At 71.8% G+C, this 14600-nt stretch carries 12 protein-coding genes and 1 tRNA gene; 5 read left to right on the top strand and 8 right to left on the bottom strand.

Translation table 11 applies throughout. The annotated features are described in order from the left end of the window. Together ACX9I7_RS23570 and ACX9I7_RS23565 are read right to left on the bottom strand one after the other, a co-directional pair. Positions 1–1006: RNA-guided endonuclease InsQ/TnpB family protein (locus ACX9I7_RS23570; RefSeq protein ID WP_459388411.1), on the bottom strand; the 1006-nt coding region annotated here is incomplete at its 3' end. A 104-nt stretch (positions 1007–1110) separates the two neighbouring features. Next, entirely contained in the window at positions 1111–2148 is a 1038-nt protein-coding gene (locus tag ACX9I7_RS23565) for a ScbA/BarX family gamma-butyrolactone biosynthesis protein (RefSeq protein WP_387573503.1), read from the bottom strand. Positions 2149–2266: 118 nt separating this feature from the next. Between ACX9I7_RS23565 and ACX9I7_RS23560 the strand changes: the two genes are divergently transcribed. Next, positions 2267–2938 carry a ScbR family autoregulator-binding transcription factor gene (locus tag ACX9I7_RS23560; protein WP_387573501.1) on the top strand — a complete coding sequence of 224 codons (672 nt, stop codon included), beginning with the start codon at positions 2267–2269 and terminating at the stop codon, positions 2936–2938. A 253-nt stretch (positions 2939–3191) separates the two neighbouring features. Next, positions 3192–4439, top strand: coding sequence for an IS701 family transposase (locus tag ACX9I7_RS23555; RefSeq protein WP_459388410.1), 1248 nt, complete (start codon positions 3192–3194; stop codon positions 4437–4439). 35 nt (positions 4440–4474) lie between these two features. Here ACX9I7_RS23555 and ACX9I7_RS23550 read toward each other — a convergent pair whose 3' ends face one another. Continuing rightward, positions 4475–4978 carry a flavin reductase family protein gene (locus ACX9I7_RS23550; protein WP_189455876.1) on the bottom strand — a complete coding sequence of 168 codons (504 nt, stop codon included), beginning with the start codon at positions 4976–4978 and terminating at the stop codon, positions 4475–4477. Positions 4979–5325: 347 nt separating this feature from the next. On the opposite strand from ACX9I7_RS23550, the gene ACX9I7_RS23545 reads away from it, so the two are divergent. Together ACX9I7_RS23545 and ACX9I7_RS23540 are read left to right on the top strand one after the other, a co-directional pair. Next, positions 5326–6870 carry an acyl-CoA carboxylase subunit beta gene (locus tag ACX9I7_RS23545; protein ID WP_358634152.1) on the top strand — a complete coding sequence of 515 codons (1545 nt, stop codon included), beginning with the start codon at positions 5326–5328 and terminating at the stop codon, positions 6868–6870. A 271-nt stretch (positions 6871–7141) separates the two neighbouring features. Then, positions 7142–7984: an AfsR/SARP family transcriptional regulator gene (locus tag ACX9I7_RS23540; RefSeq protein ID WP_189455879.1), complete on the top strand. Its 843-nt coding sequence runs from the start codon at positions 7142–7144 to the stop codon at positions 7982–7984. A gap of 55 nt (positions 7985–8039) precedes the next feature. Here the strand turns inward: ACX9I7_RS23540 and ACX9I7_RS23535 are convergent, their stop codons facing one another. Continuing rightward, a complete protein-coding gene (locus ACX9I7_RS23535) occupies positions 8040–8618 on the bottom strand; it encodes a maleylpyruvate isomerase N-terminal domain-containing protein (RefSeq protein ID WP_126915294.1) in 579 nt (192 codons plus the stop codon). Positions 8619–8787: 169 nt separating this feature from the next. Further along, entirely contained in the window at positions 8788–9678 is an 891-nt protein-coding gene (locus tag ACX9I7_RS23530) for an NAD(P)-dependent oxidoreductase (RefSeq protein WP_189455882.1), read from the bottom strand. A gap of 254 nt (positions 9679–9932) precedes the next feature. Between ACX9I7_RS23530 and ACX9I7_RS23525 the strand changes: the two genes are divergently transcribed. Next, entirely contained in the window at positions 9933–11108 is a 1176-nt protein-coding gene (locus ACX9I7_RS23525; RefSeq protein ID WP_459388409.1) for an acyl-CoA dehydrogenase family protein, read from the top strand. 58 nt (positions 11109–11166) lie between these two features. Here ACX9I7_RS23525 and ACX9I7_RS23520 read toward each other — a convergent pair. The 3 genes from ACX9I7_RS23520 to ACX9I7_RS23510 form a co-directional block, all read right to left on the bottom strand. Beyond that, a tRNA-Thr gene (locus tag ACX9I7_RS23520) sits at positions 11167–11240 on the bottom strand. 97 nt (positions 11241–11337) lie between these two features. After that, the gene (locus ACX9I7_RS23515; RefSeq protein ID WP_387573493.1) at positions 11338–12972 is read right to left on the bottom strand and encodes an alpha/beta hydrolase; all 1635 of its coding nucleotides are present in this window, start codon (positions 12970–12972) and stop codon (positions 11338–11340) included. Positions 12973–13339: 367 nt separating this feature from the next. After that, complete coding sequence (locus ACX9I7_RS23510; protein ID WP_387573491.1) at positions 13340–14563, bottom strand: DNA polymerase III subunit delta'; 1224 nt, start codon at positions 14561–14563, stop codon at positions 13340–13342. Between the last annotated feature and the right edge of the window lie 37 nt (positions 14564–14600).

Raw genomic sequence — 14600 nt, 5'->3', positions numbered from 1 at the left:
GGGTGCGCCCGTGCTTGCGGGCCTGCTCGATCAGGGCCGTCTTGGTGGCGCCGATGGCGGCGTCGGCGGCCTTCCTGGCCATGGTGCTCTTGGCCAGGAACCTCGGACGGAAGTCCTCGACCGCGATGACGTCGTGGTCGCGGACAACCTTCTTGGCCCACTTACGGCCGGTGTCCTCACGCCGCCTCGCGACCTTCTTGTGCGCCTTCGCTCGTAGTTTCCTCGCCTCGCGGTAGCCCTTCGACCCGGGACGGCCCTTCTGCGGCCTGCGGCGGGCCATCATCCGGTCGTACCGGGCCAGCTTCGCCCGGGCCTTCTTGCCGTGCTCGGCGTGCGGCAGATCGTGCGTGTCGGACGTGGTCGTCGCGGTCTGCTTCACGCCCCAGTCGACACCGAGTACGCGGCCGGTCTCCGGCAGGGGCTGGACCTGGGCGGGGACGACGAACGAGCAGTACCAGCGCCCCAGGCCGTCCTGGTACACGCGCACTGAGGACGGCTCGGCCGGCAGTTCCCGCGACCACACCACCGTGACGACGATGCCCCCGGCCAGGTACAGCCTGCCGTCCTTCAGCCGGAACCCGCGCCGGGTGTAGTTGAGGGTCGGTAGTGCCTCGCGTTTGGTCTTCCACTTCGGCATTCCGGCCCGGCGCGCCATGGGCAGGCGGTCCGTGATGTCTTTGTGCGCCTTGGCGCGGGAGCGGCCGAAGTCGCGGATGACCTGCTGCCGGGGAACCGACGAGCCCTCGCGCAACCACGGCGTACGAGCACGGGCCTCGGTCAGCATCCGATCGAGCTGAGCCGGGCCGCACGTGGCCTTCCGGCCGGTGGCCTTGTTGTGCAGGTGTACGGCCTTGGCCTTGGCGACGCACTCGTTCCACACCCACCGGCAGACGCACTCGTTCCACACCCACCGGCACCGGTCCCACTCCGCCCCCAGGGCGGCGGAGGCGGCGGACGACAAGCGGAGCCGGTAGGTGTAGCGGGCATACCCAGCCCCCGCAGCCACGCTGGCGACCACAGGAACACGCGTTCACATCGCTCCGGCAGCGCTTGTCCGGCTGCGGCGACACTCCGCGTCATGACGCCCGCAAGAAGCAGAGGTAGTGTCGGTCAACCGGCGGCGCCTCCGGCCCCGACCGCGGCCCCGGCTCGCGCCCCGTACCGCAGCCCTATGCGGAAGGCGGCCTCGCCCTCCTGCGCCCCGGTGACCTCGTAGCCCTCCGCCGCCACTCGCTCCGTCTCCAGGAAGCAGGGCGCGTCGAACTCGACGTACCGGCTGTAGGCCATCGTCACCTCGACCGTTCCCGCCGGGAGGTCACCGGCCGAGGCGGCCGTCCGGGCGGCGCGGGCCGCCTGGCACGCGGCGGTGAAGAGGGCCAGCCCGGGGACGTGGTCGACGGGGTGGTCGAACATCTCCTTGTTGGCGGGGTCGTTGCGCAGCCGCCAGCGGTCCGGGCCGTCGCCGGCGGCCAGGACGACCTCGCCGGGCCGGGCGCGGCCGACGGCCGATGGCGCCAGCGGCGGGGGTATCTCCCACTCGCCCCAGCGCGGCGAGAGGTGGGCGCCGCGCAGCCGGCGGTAGACGCCGGGGGAAATCCAGGTGGCCAGCGACCGGGCGCGGATGATCGTCCGGGTACCCGCGCGGACCGTGAAATCCATGACCTCGCAGCCATGGCCGCGGGCATCGCGGGCATTCTCCGGTGAACACCGCAGATCCACTCTGAGAAGTAGTGGATCATTTCCTTCCGGTCTCGCCGTGGGCGCAATGCTGAAGTCCAGCTTCCGCAAGAGCGACTGATGGTCGAGCGGAACACCGAACTCGGCGTGCGAAATAGCGAGTCCACACTGCCGGAGGGTATGCGCGGCCAGTTCCGGATCGGGCCGGTCGCCGGCCGCCGAGGCGGGCCACTCCACCGTGAGCGTGAATTCCGCGGGGCCCCGGCGCACCCAGTCCACCACGAGGACGGCCGCCGCGTCGTGGAGGTGCACCAGTTCCTTGGCGATTCTCTTACCCGGCGGTCCGGTGGCAAGTCCGGGCGCCGGTCCGCCGGGAGACCGGGGGGACGGTACGGTTGCCGCCTCCGAAGCCCCGGCCGATTTCGGAATTCCGGGCTCCAGCGTGCAGGATTGCTGCACCGTTGCGGACATGATCCCCCCTGGGTCGCCGATGCGTGGGATTGAGCCTGGGCGGGCACTCGCCGCCGAGGATACCTACCCATTGGTACAAATCAACCCTGGGGTAGCCGAACAGAAGGAGGGGGTTTCCGTGGCACAGCAGGAGCGCGCGAAGCGGACCCGTCAGGTGATTCTGGAAGCCGCCGGAATCGTCTTCGACGAGTGCGGCTATGAAGCGGCCACCATTTCCCAGATCCTGGCCCGGGCCGATGTGACCAGGGGCGCCCTCTACTTCCATTTCAGTTCCAAGGAGGATCTGGCGCGCGGCGTCCTGGACACGGCGGTGACCACGGAAGGCGTGCTGCCGCAGCAATTCAAGCTCCAGGAGCTGGCCGACACCTCGCTGCTGCTCGCCCACCGCATGCCGAGGGAGCCCCTGCTGCGGGCCTCGCTGCGGCTGTCGGTCGACCAGCGGGCGCGGAAGCTGTTCGGCACCAAGTGGCCGGACTGGATCACGGTGGGCGCCGATCTGCTGGCCGACGCCAAGACCCGGGGCGAGCTGCTGGCCCACGTCGACCCGTACGAGACCTCGCGCTTCCTCGTGGGCGCCTGGACGGGCGTCCAGCTGATCGCCGAGGAGGTCCCCCACCGGCGGGGCGACGCCCTGGTGCACGAGATCTCCCTGATGTACCAGATGCTGCTGCCGAACATCGCGGTTCCGGCCGTCCTGGCCCGGCTCGACGTCGCCCCGGACCGGCCGCTGCGGCTGCACGAGGCGGCCCGCTCCGGCGAGACCGGCGAGGGCGACACGGCCGGCGCCTGAGCCCGGCGGCCAAGGACGGGGACCGGACCGGCTCGCCAGGGGGGCGACCGAACGGACCCCGACCATTGGCCAAACCTTCACCCGGTGAAACCGTTCGTATGGTTTATTTACAGTAGTCAGCCCGAGGAGTGACAAGTCCCGGTCTGGGGGGATATCCGCCTGCTCGTACCAGGCCCGTTACGCATAACCAACACGCACAGCGGATCAACATGCTTCGGAGGTCGGCCGTCCGGCCATCGCAGTGGGGGGAATGATGGGTACGGACTCGAGCCGTCCAGGCAGCCTGGGTGACCGGGCACCGGAACAGGTGCTGGCGGAGCTGCGCACCACGCTCTTCGCGTCGCTGCAGCGCAGCGACCAGCGCCTCCGGGCCGAACAGTACGTCCGCGGCCTGCTGGCCGCCGAGGGGCGCAAGACGCTGCGGAACATCGCGGCGCAGATCGGCGGGGCCACCGCCCGGCAGAGCGTCCACCACTTCATCAGCGACTCGTCCTGGGAGTGGCGGCCGGTGCGCCAGGCCCTGGCGCGTCACACCGAGCGGCTCCTGAAGCCACAGGCCTGGGTCGTCCGCCCCACGGTGATCCCCAAGGCGGGGGTCCACTCGGTGGGGGTCGAGCCGCGCTTCCTGCCCGACCTGGGCCAGACGGTCAACAGCCAGCAGGCGTACGGGGCCTGGATGGTCTCCGGCACCCACGCCGTGCCCGTCGACTGGCGGCTGCTGCTGACCGAGAGCTGGCTCGCCGACGCCGAGCGGCGCCGGGGCGCGGGCATCCCCGCCACCGTGCGCACCGCCACCCCCGAGGACTGCGTCAGCCAGCTGGCGCCCCGGGCCGGCGGGGAGTCGCCGGGACGGGTGCCCGTCGTGGTGAACGTCGACGGGCTGGACGCCGCCGAGTGCGCCCGCCGGCTGGAGTCGCTGGGCGCCCCGCTGCTGATGCGCGTCGACCCGGGCACCCGGCTGCGGGCCGACGGCTCCGCCCTCCAGGGCTACAGCGAGCGGACGACGACCGCGGGGCAGTTACTGGAGGCCGTGAAACGGCTGCGCCGCCCGACCGAGTGGACGCTCACCCGCGACGACCGCCGCGACACCGTGGCCACCATCGTCCCCGTGCTGCTCCCCCGCCCCCCGCGCGACCGCGCGGGACGCCCGGACGGCAACCCCTGGCGGCCCATGCGCCTGATCGGCGAATGGGCGGGGGGCGAGCGCCGGCAGGCCCGCTTATGGCTGACCGACGCGACCGACCTGCCCATCGGAGCGCTGCTGCGGCTGACCCGGCTGACCGCCGTGGCCGACCGCGACGCCCGGCGCGTCGCCGACCAGGTGGGCATGCGGGATTTCGTGGGCCGCTCGTTCCAGGGCTGGCACCGGCATGTGACGCTCGCGTCGGCCGCCCATCTCGCCGTGGTCATGGCGGGCACCGAGGCGTTCCCGGCCACGCGCGCGGCGGCGGCCGCGCCGGAGGTCGCGGAGGGCCCGGCGGACGCGGCCGGCGCCGCCTGAGCGGGCCGGTCACGGGCTACGGCCCGGTCCGGGGGTCAGCCGAGCGTCGCCCCGGCGGGGATCAGCTCGTGGAAGCCGCGCTGGTAGTAGACGAGCGGCTCGCCGTCGCCCGCGTCGGCGTGGTGCACCTCGCCGATGAGGATCAGGTGGTCACCGCCGGGGATCCGGCGCTCGGTGCGGCACTCCAGCCGGGCCAGCGCGCCCGGCAGCAGCGGCAGCCCGCGCTCGGAGAGCCGCACGTCCGTCCCCGCGAACTTGTCGGCGCCCTTGCTGGCGAACTTGCCGGCCAGGCCCTCCTGGCCCTGGGCGAGCAGGTGGATGACGAAGCCCTCCGACTTGTCGAAGGCGTCGAAGCAGTTCGCCCGGTTGTCCAGGCACACCAGGACGAGTGCGGGGTCCAGGGAGACCGAGGAGAACGCACTGGCGGTGAAGCCGTGGTTCCGGCCGTCGGCATCGGTGGTGGTCACCACGGTGACGCCGCTGGCCCAGCGGGAGAGCGCGGCGCGGAACAGGTCGGGGGAGATCGTCTCTGTGAGCACGCCCCAAGCCTGTGCGGAACCCCTAGAGCGGGGGTCGAGGGGCGCCCTGTCGCCGGGGCTCGTGGTGCTCGAGACCGGATCGAGGTCCGGTGGAGCCCGGATGTCACGGCCCTTGAACCTCCTTGCCGCGCACGCGGGTTCCAGGACCGTTCGAGCTGGCCTCAAGCGCCGGGCGCCACGCTGGGACCGCCGGGCGCCCCGGCCGGAGCCAGGGCGCGGCCGCGCGTTTTCCCGACCGGAGAGAGGCACCCGTGAGCATCGTCGAGGATAAGCCGCTGAACGTCAGCGACCGGCCGTCCCCGGAGGCGGCCGCCGCACCCCCCGCGGCCCCCACGGCCCCCGCGGACATGACCGGACGCGTCGCGGAGCTGGCGGACCTCCGGACGCGGATCCTCGAAGGGCCGAGCGCCAAGGCCACCGAGGCCCAGAAGGCCAAGGGCAAGCTCACCGCCCGCGAGCGCCTGGAACTCCTCTTCGACAAGGGGACCTTCACCGAGACCGAGCCGTTCCGCCGGCACCGCGCCACCGGCTTCGGCCTGGAGGACAAGAAGCCCTACACCGACGGCGTCATCACCGGCTGGGGCAAGGTCGAGGGCCGTACGGTCTTCGCCTACGCCCATGACTTCCGCATCTTCGGCGGCGCCCTCGGCGAGGCCCACGCCCAGAAGATCCACAAGCTGATGGACCTGGCCGAGACGGCGGGCGCGCCCATCGTGGGCCTGTGCGACGGCGCCGGCGCCCGCATCCAGGAGGGCGTCACCGCGCTGGCCGGCTACGGCGGCATCTTCCAGCGCAACGTCCGCAACTCCGGTGTGCTGCCGCAGATCAGCGTCATCATGGGCCCCTGCGCGGGCGGCGCGGCCTACTCCCCCGCGCTCACCGACTTCGTCTTCATGGTGCGCGGCACCTCGCAGATGTTCATCACCGGCCCGGACGTCGTCCAGGCGGTCACCGGCGAGAAGATCACCCAGGACGGGCTGGGCGGCGCGGACGTCCACGCCGAGACCTCCGGCGTGGCGCACAACGCCTACGACGACGAGGAGTCCGCCCTGGAGGACGTGCGCCACCTGCTGTCGCTGCTCCCCTCCAACAACCGCGAAATGCCGCCCGCCGAGCCGGTGTACGACCCGGTGGACCGGCGCAACGACGTCCTGCTGGACCTCGTCCCGGCCGACCCCAACCAGGCGTACGACATGCGGGCGGTCATCGAGGAGATCGTCGACGACGGCGACTTCTTCGAGGTGCACGAGCGCTGGGCGCCCAACATCATCTGCGCCCTGGCGCGGATGGGCGGCCAGGTCACCGGCATCGTCGCCAACCAGCCGCAGCGGCTGGCGGGCGTGCTGGACATCGAGTCCTCGGAGAAGGCCGCACGCTTCGTCCAGATGTGCGACGCCTTCAACATCCCGCTGGTCTCCCTCGTGGACGTGCCCGGCTTCCTGCCCGGCGTCGACCAGGAGCACGGCGGCGTCATCCGGCACGGCGCCAAGCTGCTCTACGCCTACTGCAACGCGACCGTGCCCCGGATCTCCCTGGTGCTGCGCAAGGCCTACGGCGGCGCGTACATCGTCATGGACTCCCGCTCCATCGGCACCGACCTCGCCCTGGCCTGGCCGGTCAACGAGATCGCCGTCATGGGCGCGGAGGGCGCCGCCAACGTCGTCTTCCGCCGCGAGATCGCCGCCTCCGACGACCCGGAGGCCACCCGGCAGGCCCGGATCGCCGAGTACCGCGACGAACTGATGCACCCCTACTACGCGGCCGAGCGCGGCCTCGTCGACGACGTCATCGACCCCGCGCTCACCCGCGCCACGCTCATCGAGGCGCTCACCATGCTGCGCAACAAGCACGCCGCCCTGCCCGCGCGCAAGCACGGCAACCAGCCGCAGTAGCGGCGGGGTTGACAGCCACTCACGGTACGTACCGCCCTTGAGCGGTACGTACCGTGGGTATGCGGAGGTCCGGGCGGCGGCTCAGGGGGCGGGCACAACGGGCGGAGGCACAATAAAGTAGACCCTTATTAAAATACCTACCGTTAGGTAACATGACACTCTTGGCTCCCTTCGGTAGGAATCCGTACCTGGCATGCCTACTGTCAGAATCACCCTTTCAGGTGATCGGCGCAGGGGTTCATCGGTCGCGCCGGGAACAGGAGTGTGCGCAGTGAGGTTCAACCTCATCGGGCCGTTCGAGATCGTCGCCGACGACGGCCGGACCTACGTACCGAGCACCCCGAAGGTCTGTCAGGCACTGGCACTTCTCCTGACCCGGCCCAACGAGATCGTCACGGCGGACTCGCTGATCCAGGAACTCTGGGGCCAGAAGCCACCACGAAGTGCCCTGACGACGCTTCAGACGTACATCTACCACGCCCGGCGCATGTTCGTCGGCGAGGAACTGGCCGCCGCCGGGCGGACCCTCCTCGCGACGCGCGCGCCGGGATATGTCATCCAGGTCGACGACTCCGAGGTCGACATCAAGGTCTTCGAGCAGCTGATCGCCCGAGGGCACTCCGAACTTCAGGACGGCGACCCCGAGTCGGCCGTCCACCACCTCAACCAGGCGCTGGGCCTGTGGCGCGGCCCGGTGCTCTCCAGCATCCCCTCCGGCGACCTGCTCGCGGGCTCCATCGCCCACCTCGACGAGCTGCGCATCCGGGCGCTGGAGCTGCGCATAGAAGGCCAGACCCGGCTCGGCCGGCAGCGCGAGTCGATCCCCGAGCTGCGGCTGCTGGTGCACGCCTACCCCCTCAACGAGTGGTTCCACGGCCAGCTGATCTCGGCCCTCCACGGCTCCGGCCGCCGGGCGGAAGCGCTCCAGGCGTACCAGAACCTCTACCGCATCCTCAACGACGAGCTGGGCCTCGAGCCCTCGCCCGAACTCCAGCGCCTCCAGCGCGAGGTGCTCAACCCGGAGCCCTCCGAGGTGACCTCGCTCAGCCGGGTCGCGGCCCCGCGCGACGCACGTGCCGTGGCGCCGCTGTGGATGTCCTCCATGACGGGCTGAGGCCCCCGGGCGGATCCCTCCGCCCGGGCACCTCGGTCGTTCGTCGTGGCGTTCGTCAGCGGACGTCGCCGTACCAGCGCCACCCCGCCGGGCGCTCAAGACCGGGCAGGTCACCGCGGCCGGTGCTCCACAGCAGCGTCTCGGCGGCGCCGTGGCCCGTGGGCGCGCCCGGGAAGATGCGCTCCAGCACGGGGGCGCAGAGCTCGTCCGAGGGCTCCCAGTCCAGCCCGAAGGTGAGGGCGATGTCACGGCTGTGGAGGAGGAGTTCGGTGACGGCCATGGCGGAGAAACCCGCCACGTCACTGGTGCCCCAAGGGTGCCAGGCGCGGGCCTCGGGCGAGGTCTCGCGCACGACACCGGCCAGCATCCGGCCGGCGATCCGGATGCCTTCCGCCTTCGCGTCGGCCGGCGCCCCGGCGTCGATGTGGGTCATCAGCGTGATGTAGCGGTCCTTCGGCTGGGCTATCAGCAGACCCGCGTATCCGGTGACCGCCTGGGAAAGGTGGGAGACCGTCTGCTGACAGCTCCATTCCAGCGTTCCCGCGGGGCGGGACCAGTCGCCCTCGGACTTCTCGAGAAGGGCGGTGGCGGAGTCGGTGGCGGCGGTGACGAGTTCGTGCCAGGAAAGAGTCATAGAAGCGATCATGACATACGGGACGGTCGGTTTGATGTTTCCTTGACGCCCGGGAATTCACCGCCGTGGCCCTGCGAACGGACATGCCCGAAGGGGCCCGGACCGCGCACGCGGTTCCGGGCCCTTCACCGGGGGGACGGGGGCGGCACCCCCGGCGGCTGGGCGGGGCTTACGCCTTGGGCTGCTGGAAGACCTTGACCATGCTGGCGTAGCTGTTCTTGCCGTGACCGGCGGCGATCGTACGTGCCATCAGGCCCTGGACGAAGAGGGGCAGTTCGGGGTTGATGCCCTGCGCCTCACTCTCGTGCACCAGGTGCTCGAGGGCGCCGGCGTGGACCTCCATGGTGGCGTCGTTGGCGGGGAACTTGCCGTCGGCCGCGTCGATCTGGCCCGCGTAGTCCGTGGCGAAGCCCTTCACCGCGTCGACCCAGGCGGTCGCCCAGGGCAGGAACTCGCTCGCCTTCACACCGACGGTGTCCAGCAGCGCGACACCGTGGAGGAAGCTGTTGAGGGTGCCCCACATGACGCCGAGCAGCGACACGTCGTAGAGCGCGGCCAGCGCGTGGTCCGCGCCCAGGTGGGTGGTGTTGCCGCCGAGGACCTTGAGGGTGGCCTCGTGGGCGGCGAAGACGTCGGCCGGGCCGCTGTAGAAGAGCACGGTCTCGGCGCCGCCGATGAGGGCCGGGACGGTCATGATGGCGCCGTCCAGGTAGCTCGCGCCGTGGCCGGCCGCCCAACCGGCCTTCTCCCGGGCCTGCTCCGAGGAGCCGGAGGTCAGGTTGACCAGGGCCTTCCCGGAGAGCGCGGAGCCCAGCGGGTCGAGGACCGAGTGCATCGCGTCGTAGTCCGAGACGCACACGACGACCAGCTCGGAGGCGGCCACGGCCTCGGCCGGGGAGGCCGCGAGCACGGCGCCCTGACCCACGAGCTCCTGCGCCTTGTCCGCGGAACGGTTCCACACGGTCGTCGGGTGCCCGGCCTTCAGGAAGGCCCCGGCCAGCGCCTGCCCCATCAGCCCGAGACCGATGACCGTCACCGGTGCGTGGTCGTTGCCCGCCATCACAGCTCCTATCCAAGGACGAAATGTATTGCCCACTCAGATTCACTCACCGCTCGCCACCAGGGAAGTACCTACTTGAAAGTGGGTACTTACCAGCAGGTAAGCGGTGCTCCTCACGCTACTCCGATCAACGACCGTTCATCACCGTGCAATTACCGGCGAATGGTCTTCCACTTGCCCCGGTGGACGGCAAATGCCCGGTCTCCTGCAAACCTCATGAGGAGGAAACAGGATTAATTGCCGGAGGTACGTTGATGGCCACGAATTCGGAATTCACCGCCCTGCTCGCCGCGTTGGAGAAGGCCCACCCCGTGATCCGGGCGAACGGCCTGGAGGCCGAGGAGAAGAGCCGGGTACCCGAGCAGAACCTCCGGCTTCTGGAGGAGGCCGGCGTATTCCGCATGGCCGTGCCGGCCCGCTTCGGCGGCCTCGACCTCGGCATCGCCGACCAGGGCGCGGTCATCTCCGAGATCGCCCGGGCCTGTCCGTCCACCGGCTGGGCCATGACCGTCTGGCTCACCGGCGCCCGGATGGCCGCCTTCTACCCCGACAAGGCGCAGGAGGAGGTCTTCGCGGGAGGCTCGGTCCGCGTCTCCATCGGCTTCGCCCCCACGGGCACCCTCGTCCCCACCGAGGGCGGCTACCTCCTCAACGGCCGCTGGAACTACAACACCGGCTGCCACGGCGCCGACTGGGACGGCCTCGCCGCCATGCTGGAGCACCCCGACGGCACCACCGAGGAGTTCCTCGCCCTCGTGCCGATGTCGGAGCTGTCCATCACCGACGACTGGGACGTCACCTCGGGCAGCGGCACCGGCAGCGCCACGACCACGGCCAAGGACGTCTTCGTCCCGGCCCACCGCGTGGCCTCCTACGGCGAGATCATGAGCACCGGCGTCCCCGGCCGCTGGAACAGCACCGCGAAGGGCCGCGAGTACGGCGTCGTCCCGTTCATCATGTCCGCCTACGCCCTGATGGCGGTCGGCGTGGCCCGCGGCGCCTACGGTCTCTTCCTCGACCGCCTCCCGGGCCGCGGCATCACCTACACCTCCTGGACCGACCAGAAGCAGCACCCGCTCACCCAGATCCAGGTGGCCACCGCCGCCAACAAGATCGACGCGGCGGAGGCCCTCTCCTCGAAGTGGCTGGACCTCCTCCAGCGCCGCGCCGACGCGGGCGAGGACCCCACCCTGGAGGAGCGCGCCATCGTCCGCGGCCGTACCGCCTTCGCGGGCCAGCTCGCCAAGGAGGCCGTCGAACTCCTCCACTCCGCGAGCGGCGCCTCGGTCATCAAGCGCGACGTCCCCTTCCAGCGCTTCCACCGCGACATCCTGGGCTTCACGCTCCACGCCCTGGCCCAGGTCAACGTGAACATGGAAGTCCAGGGCCGAGTCCTCCTGGGCCTCGACCCGGGCACGGACATCCTCTGACGCCTGCGGGAAACGAAAAAGCCCAGCTCGGACAAGGTCCGAGCTGGGCTTTCGGCGGAGCCGCCTTCGGGATTCGAACCCGAGACCTACGCATTACGAGTGCGTTGCTCTGGCCAACTGAGCTAAGGCGGCAAGCTGCGTAACCAAGGTTGGCGTGTGCAGCGCGCCTAAGTCTACACAGTTTCCAGGGGTGCTCCGCACACAGCCGTCCGCGGGGGGATCTCGCAGGTCAGGAGCAGCGGCGGGAGGCCGGGGGCGGGGTGCCCGTGAGGAGGTAGTCGTTGATCGCGCCGTCCACGCAGCGGCTGCCCCGGGTGTAGGCGGTGTGGCCGTCGCCGTCGTAGGTGAGCAAACGGCCGGAGGAGAGCTGGGAGGCGAGGGCGCGGGCCCAGGGGTAGGGCGTCGCCGGGTCGCGGGTGGTGCCGACGACGAGGATGGGGGCGGCGCCCCGGGCCGGGATGCGGTGGGGGCCGCCGGTGGCCCGCACGGGCCAGTACGCGCAGCTCAGAGCGGACCAGGCGAAGCTCGCGCCGAGGGCCGGCGAGGCCTTCTCGAAGTCGGGGACGGCACGGCGGACGGCCGCCGGCCCCCGGAAGGCGGGTGGGAGGTCGAGGCAGTTCACCGCCGAGTTGGCGGGCATCAGATTGGTGTAGTGACCGCGCTGGTCGCGCTCGTAGTAGAGGTCCGAGAGGCGCAGCAGCAGCGCGCCGTCGCCGGTCTGGGCGTTGTGCAGGGCCTTGCGGAGGATCGGCCAGGTGGTCTCGTCGTACATGGCGGAGATCACACCCGTGGTGGCCAGGCTCTCGGTGAGCCGGCGGGGGGTGCCGGTGGCCAGCGGGTGCTGGTCGAGGCGCTGGAAGAACTGCTGGAGGCGGACGCCCGCGACATCCGTGCGGCCGCCCTCCAACGGGCAGTCCTCGTGCTGGGCGCAGTCCGCCGCGAAGGAGGCCAGGGCCGTCTGGAAGCCCGCCGTCTGGTCGCGGTTGATCCGCCGGGCGTCGAGGCCGGGGTCCATGGCGCCGTCGAGGACGAGCCGGCCGACGCGGGAGGGGAAGAGCCCCGCGTAGGTGGCGCCGAGGAAGGTGCCGTACGAGGCGCCGACGTAGTGGAGCTTGTCGTCGCCGAGGACCGCGCGGAGGACGTCCATGTCGCGGGCCGCCTCGACGGTCGAGACATGGCCGAGCAGTTTGCCCGAGCGGGCGGCGCAGCCCTGGGCGAACTTCTTGAACGCCGCCACCAGTTCGCGGACCTCGGCGGCGTCGTCCGGGGTCGTGTCGACCTGGGCGTAGGCGTCCATCTCCTTGTCGGACAGGCAGGTGACGGGCTGGCTCGCGGCGACGCCGCGCGGGTCCATCGCGACCATGTCGTACTGGGCGCGGACGGCTCCGGGGTAGCTGGAGGCCGCGTACTCCTGGAGGAAGCCGATCGCCGAGCCGCCGGGCCCTCCGGGGTTGACCATCAGGGCGCCGAGGCGCTTGCCGGGGCCCGTGGCCTTCTTGCGGGAGACGGCGAGTTTCACGTCGTCGTGGGACTGGGGGGCCTCGTAGTCGAGCGGGGCGCGCAGCGTGGCGCACTCGAAGTCCGCGCGCTTGCCGCCGCAGGAGTGCCAGGCGAGCCTCTGGTCGTAGTACGGCCGGAGGGCGCGCGGCAGGGCGGCGGGCAGCGGGGCCAGCTCCGGTAGCGGCCCCTGTTCGTCGGCCGCCTCGGGTGGGAGGAGGGAGGCGAAGGAGCCGGGTTCGCCCACGCCGCGCGGTCTGGCCGCCGCCGCGCCCGGCGCCGCGGCCCCCGAGACGGCGGCGGAGATCAGCAGGGCCGCGGTCGCGGCGAGCGTGCCGGAGGTGCGGAACAGGCGACTGGTGTCCATCGGCTGGCCCCTCGGGGTGGGCGACAGGTGGGCGTACGGCATCCGGCCGTCCGGGCATCCGGCAGTCCGGGCGGTCGGACATCCGCAGGACATACAGATATGCGGACATGCGACATGCACAGGACCACGCGGGCATACGGAGCGTATCCGGACGGATACCCGACTTGGCCAGCCTTACGGCCCACTAGTCCTCATACGAGTGAGGAATCACCCAACCTGCGGTGTGCCCGCCGTTCCTCGTACTACTCACCCTCCCCCGGTCAGCTCACCCGTTCCCCCCGTCCCCCGGACGGGACCCCGCCACCCGGACGGGCGTCACCCGGACGACCACCCGGACGACGCCCGCGCCGTCAGCCCGCGCGCGCCGTCAGCCCGCGCGCAGCGCGACCGCCATGGCCTCGACGGCGAGCAGCGGCGCCACATTGCGGTCGAGCGCCTGCCGGCAGGCCGTGATCGCCTCGATGCGGCGCAGCGTCGCCTCCGGCCCGGAGCCGCGCGCGACGCGCTCCAGTGCGTCCCGCGCGTCGTCGTTGGCGAGCTCGACGCGCGAGCCGAGCTGTATCGCGAGCACGTCGCGGTAGAAGCCGGTGAGGTCCGTCAGGGCCAGGTCGAGGCTGTCGCGCTGGGTGCGGGTCGCGCGGCGCTTCTGGCGGTCCTGGAGCTCCTTCATGGCGCCGGCGGTGCCGCGCGGCAGCCGGCCGCCGGTGCCCGCCGCCGCGCCGAGCGCGGCCCGCAGCTCCTCGGTCTCCTTGGTGTCGACCTCCTCGGCGACCTGCTTGGCGTCCTCGGCGGCCGCGTCGATCAGCTCCTGGGCCGCCTTGAGGCAGCCGCCCATGTCGGCCACGCGCAGCGGCATCTTGAGCACGGCCGCGCGGCGGGCCCGGGCGCGCTCGTCCGTGGCCAGGCGGCGGGCCCGGCCGATGTGCCCCTGGGTGGCGCGGGCCGACCGGACCGCGAGCTCCGGCTCGATCCCGTCCCGGCGGACGAGGATGTCGGCCACCGCCGCCGTGGGAGGCGTACGCAGCGTCAGGGACCGGCAGCGGGAGCGGATCGTCGGCAGCACGTCCTCCAGGGAGGGCGCGCACAGCAGCCAGACCGTGCGGGGGGCGGGCTCCTCCACGGCCTTGAGCAGCACATTGCCCGCGCCTTCGGTGAGCCGGTCCGCGTCCTCCAGGACGATCACCTGCCAGCGGCCGCCGGCGGGCGACAGCTGGGCCCGGCGGACCAGGTCACGGGTCTCCTTGACGCCGATGGACAGCAGGTCCGTACGGACGATCTCCACGTCCGCGTGCGTCCCGACGAGGGAGGTGTGGCAGCCGTCGCAGAAGCCGCAGCCGGGGGCGCCGCCCGTCGCGCGGTCGGGGCCGACGCACTGGAGGGCGGCGGCGAAGGCGCGGGCGGCGGTGGCCCGCCCGGAGCCGGGCGGGCCCGTGAACAGCCACGCGTGCGTCATCCGGGAGGCGCCCGCCGCCTCCGGCGCCGCCGAGGCGTCCGTACCGGCGGCCGTGACCAGCGCGTCCGCGTCCCGCGCGGCAGCGGCGAGCTGCTCGATCACCCGGTCCTGGCCGACCAGGTCGTCCCACACCGCCATGGCTGTTCCTCCGCGCTGTCCGTCCTGCGGCTACCCA

The sequence above is a fragment of the Streptomyces sp. L500 genome, assembly GCF_054551825.1.
This window is presented reverse-complemented; position numbering and strand designations above follow the sequence as displayed.

Excerpts from the sequence above, each read along its gene's own strand:
- ACX9I7_RS23535 (WP_126915294.1), bottom strand. The coding sequence starts at position 8,618 with ATGACTCTTTCCTGGCACGAACTCGTCACCGCCGCCACCGACTCCGCC.
- ACX9I7_RS23530 (WP_189455882.1), bottom strand. The coding sequence starts at position 9,678 with ATGGCGGGCAACGACCACGCACCGGTGACGGTCATCGGTCTCGGGCTG.
- ACX9I7_RS23510 (WP_387573491.1), bottom strand. The coding sequence starts at position 14,563 with ATGGCGGTGTGGGACGACCTGGTCGGCCAGGACCGGGTGATCGAGCAG.
- ACX9I7_RS23515 (WP_387573493.1), bottom strand. The coding sequence starts at position 12,972 with ATGGACACCAGTCGCCTGTTCCGCACCTCCGGCACGCTCGCCGCGACC.
- ACX9I7_RS23545 (WP_358634152.1), top strand. The coding sequence starts at position 5,326 with ATGACCGGACGCGTCGCGGAGCTGGCGGACCTCCGGACGCGGATCCTC.
- ACX9I7_RS23555 (WP_459388410.1), top strand. The coding sequence starts at position 3,192 with ATGGGTACGGACTCGAGCCGTCCAGGCAGCCTGGGTGACCGGGCACCG.
- ACX9I7_RS23565 (WP_387573503.1), bottom strand. The coding sequence starts at position 2,148 with ATGTCCGCAACGGTGCAGCAATCCTGCACGCTGGAGCCCGGAATTCCG.
- ACX9I7_RS23525 (WP_459388409.1), top strand. The coding sequence starts at position 9,933 with ATGGCCACGAATTCGGAATTCACCGCCCTGCTCGCCGCGTTGGAGAAG.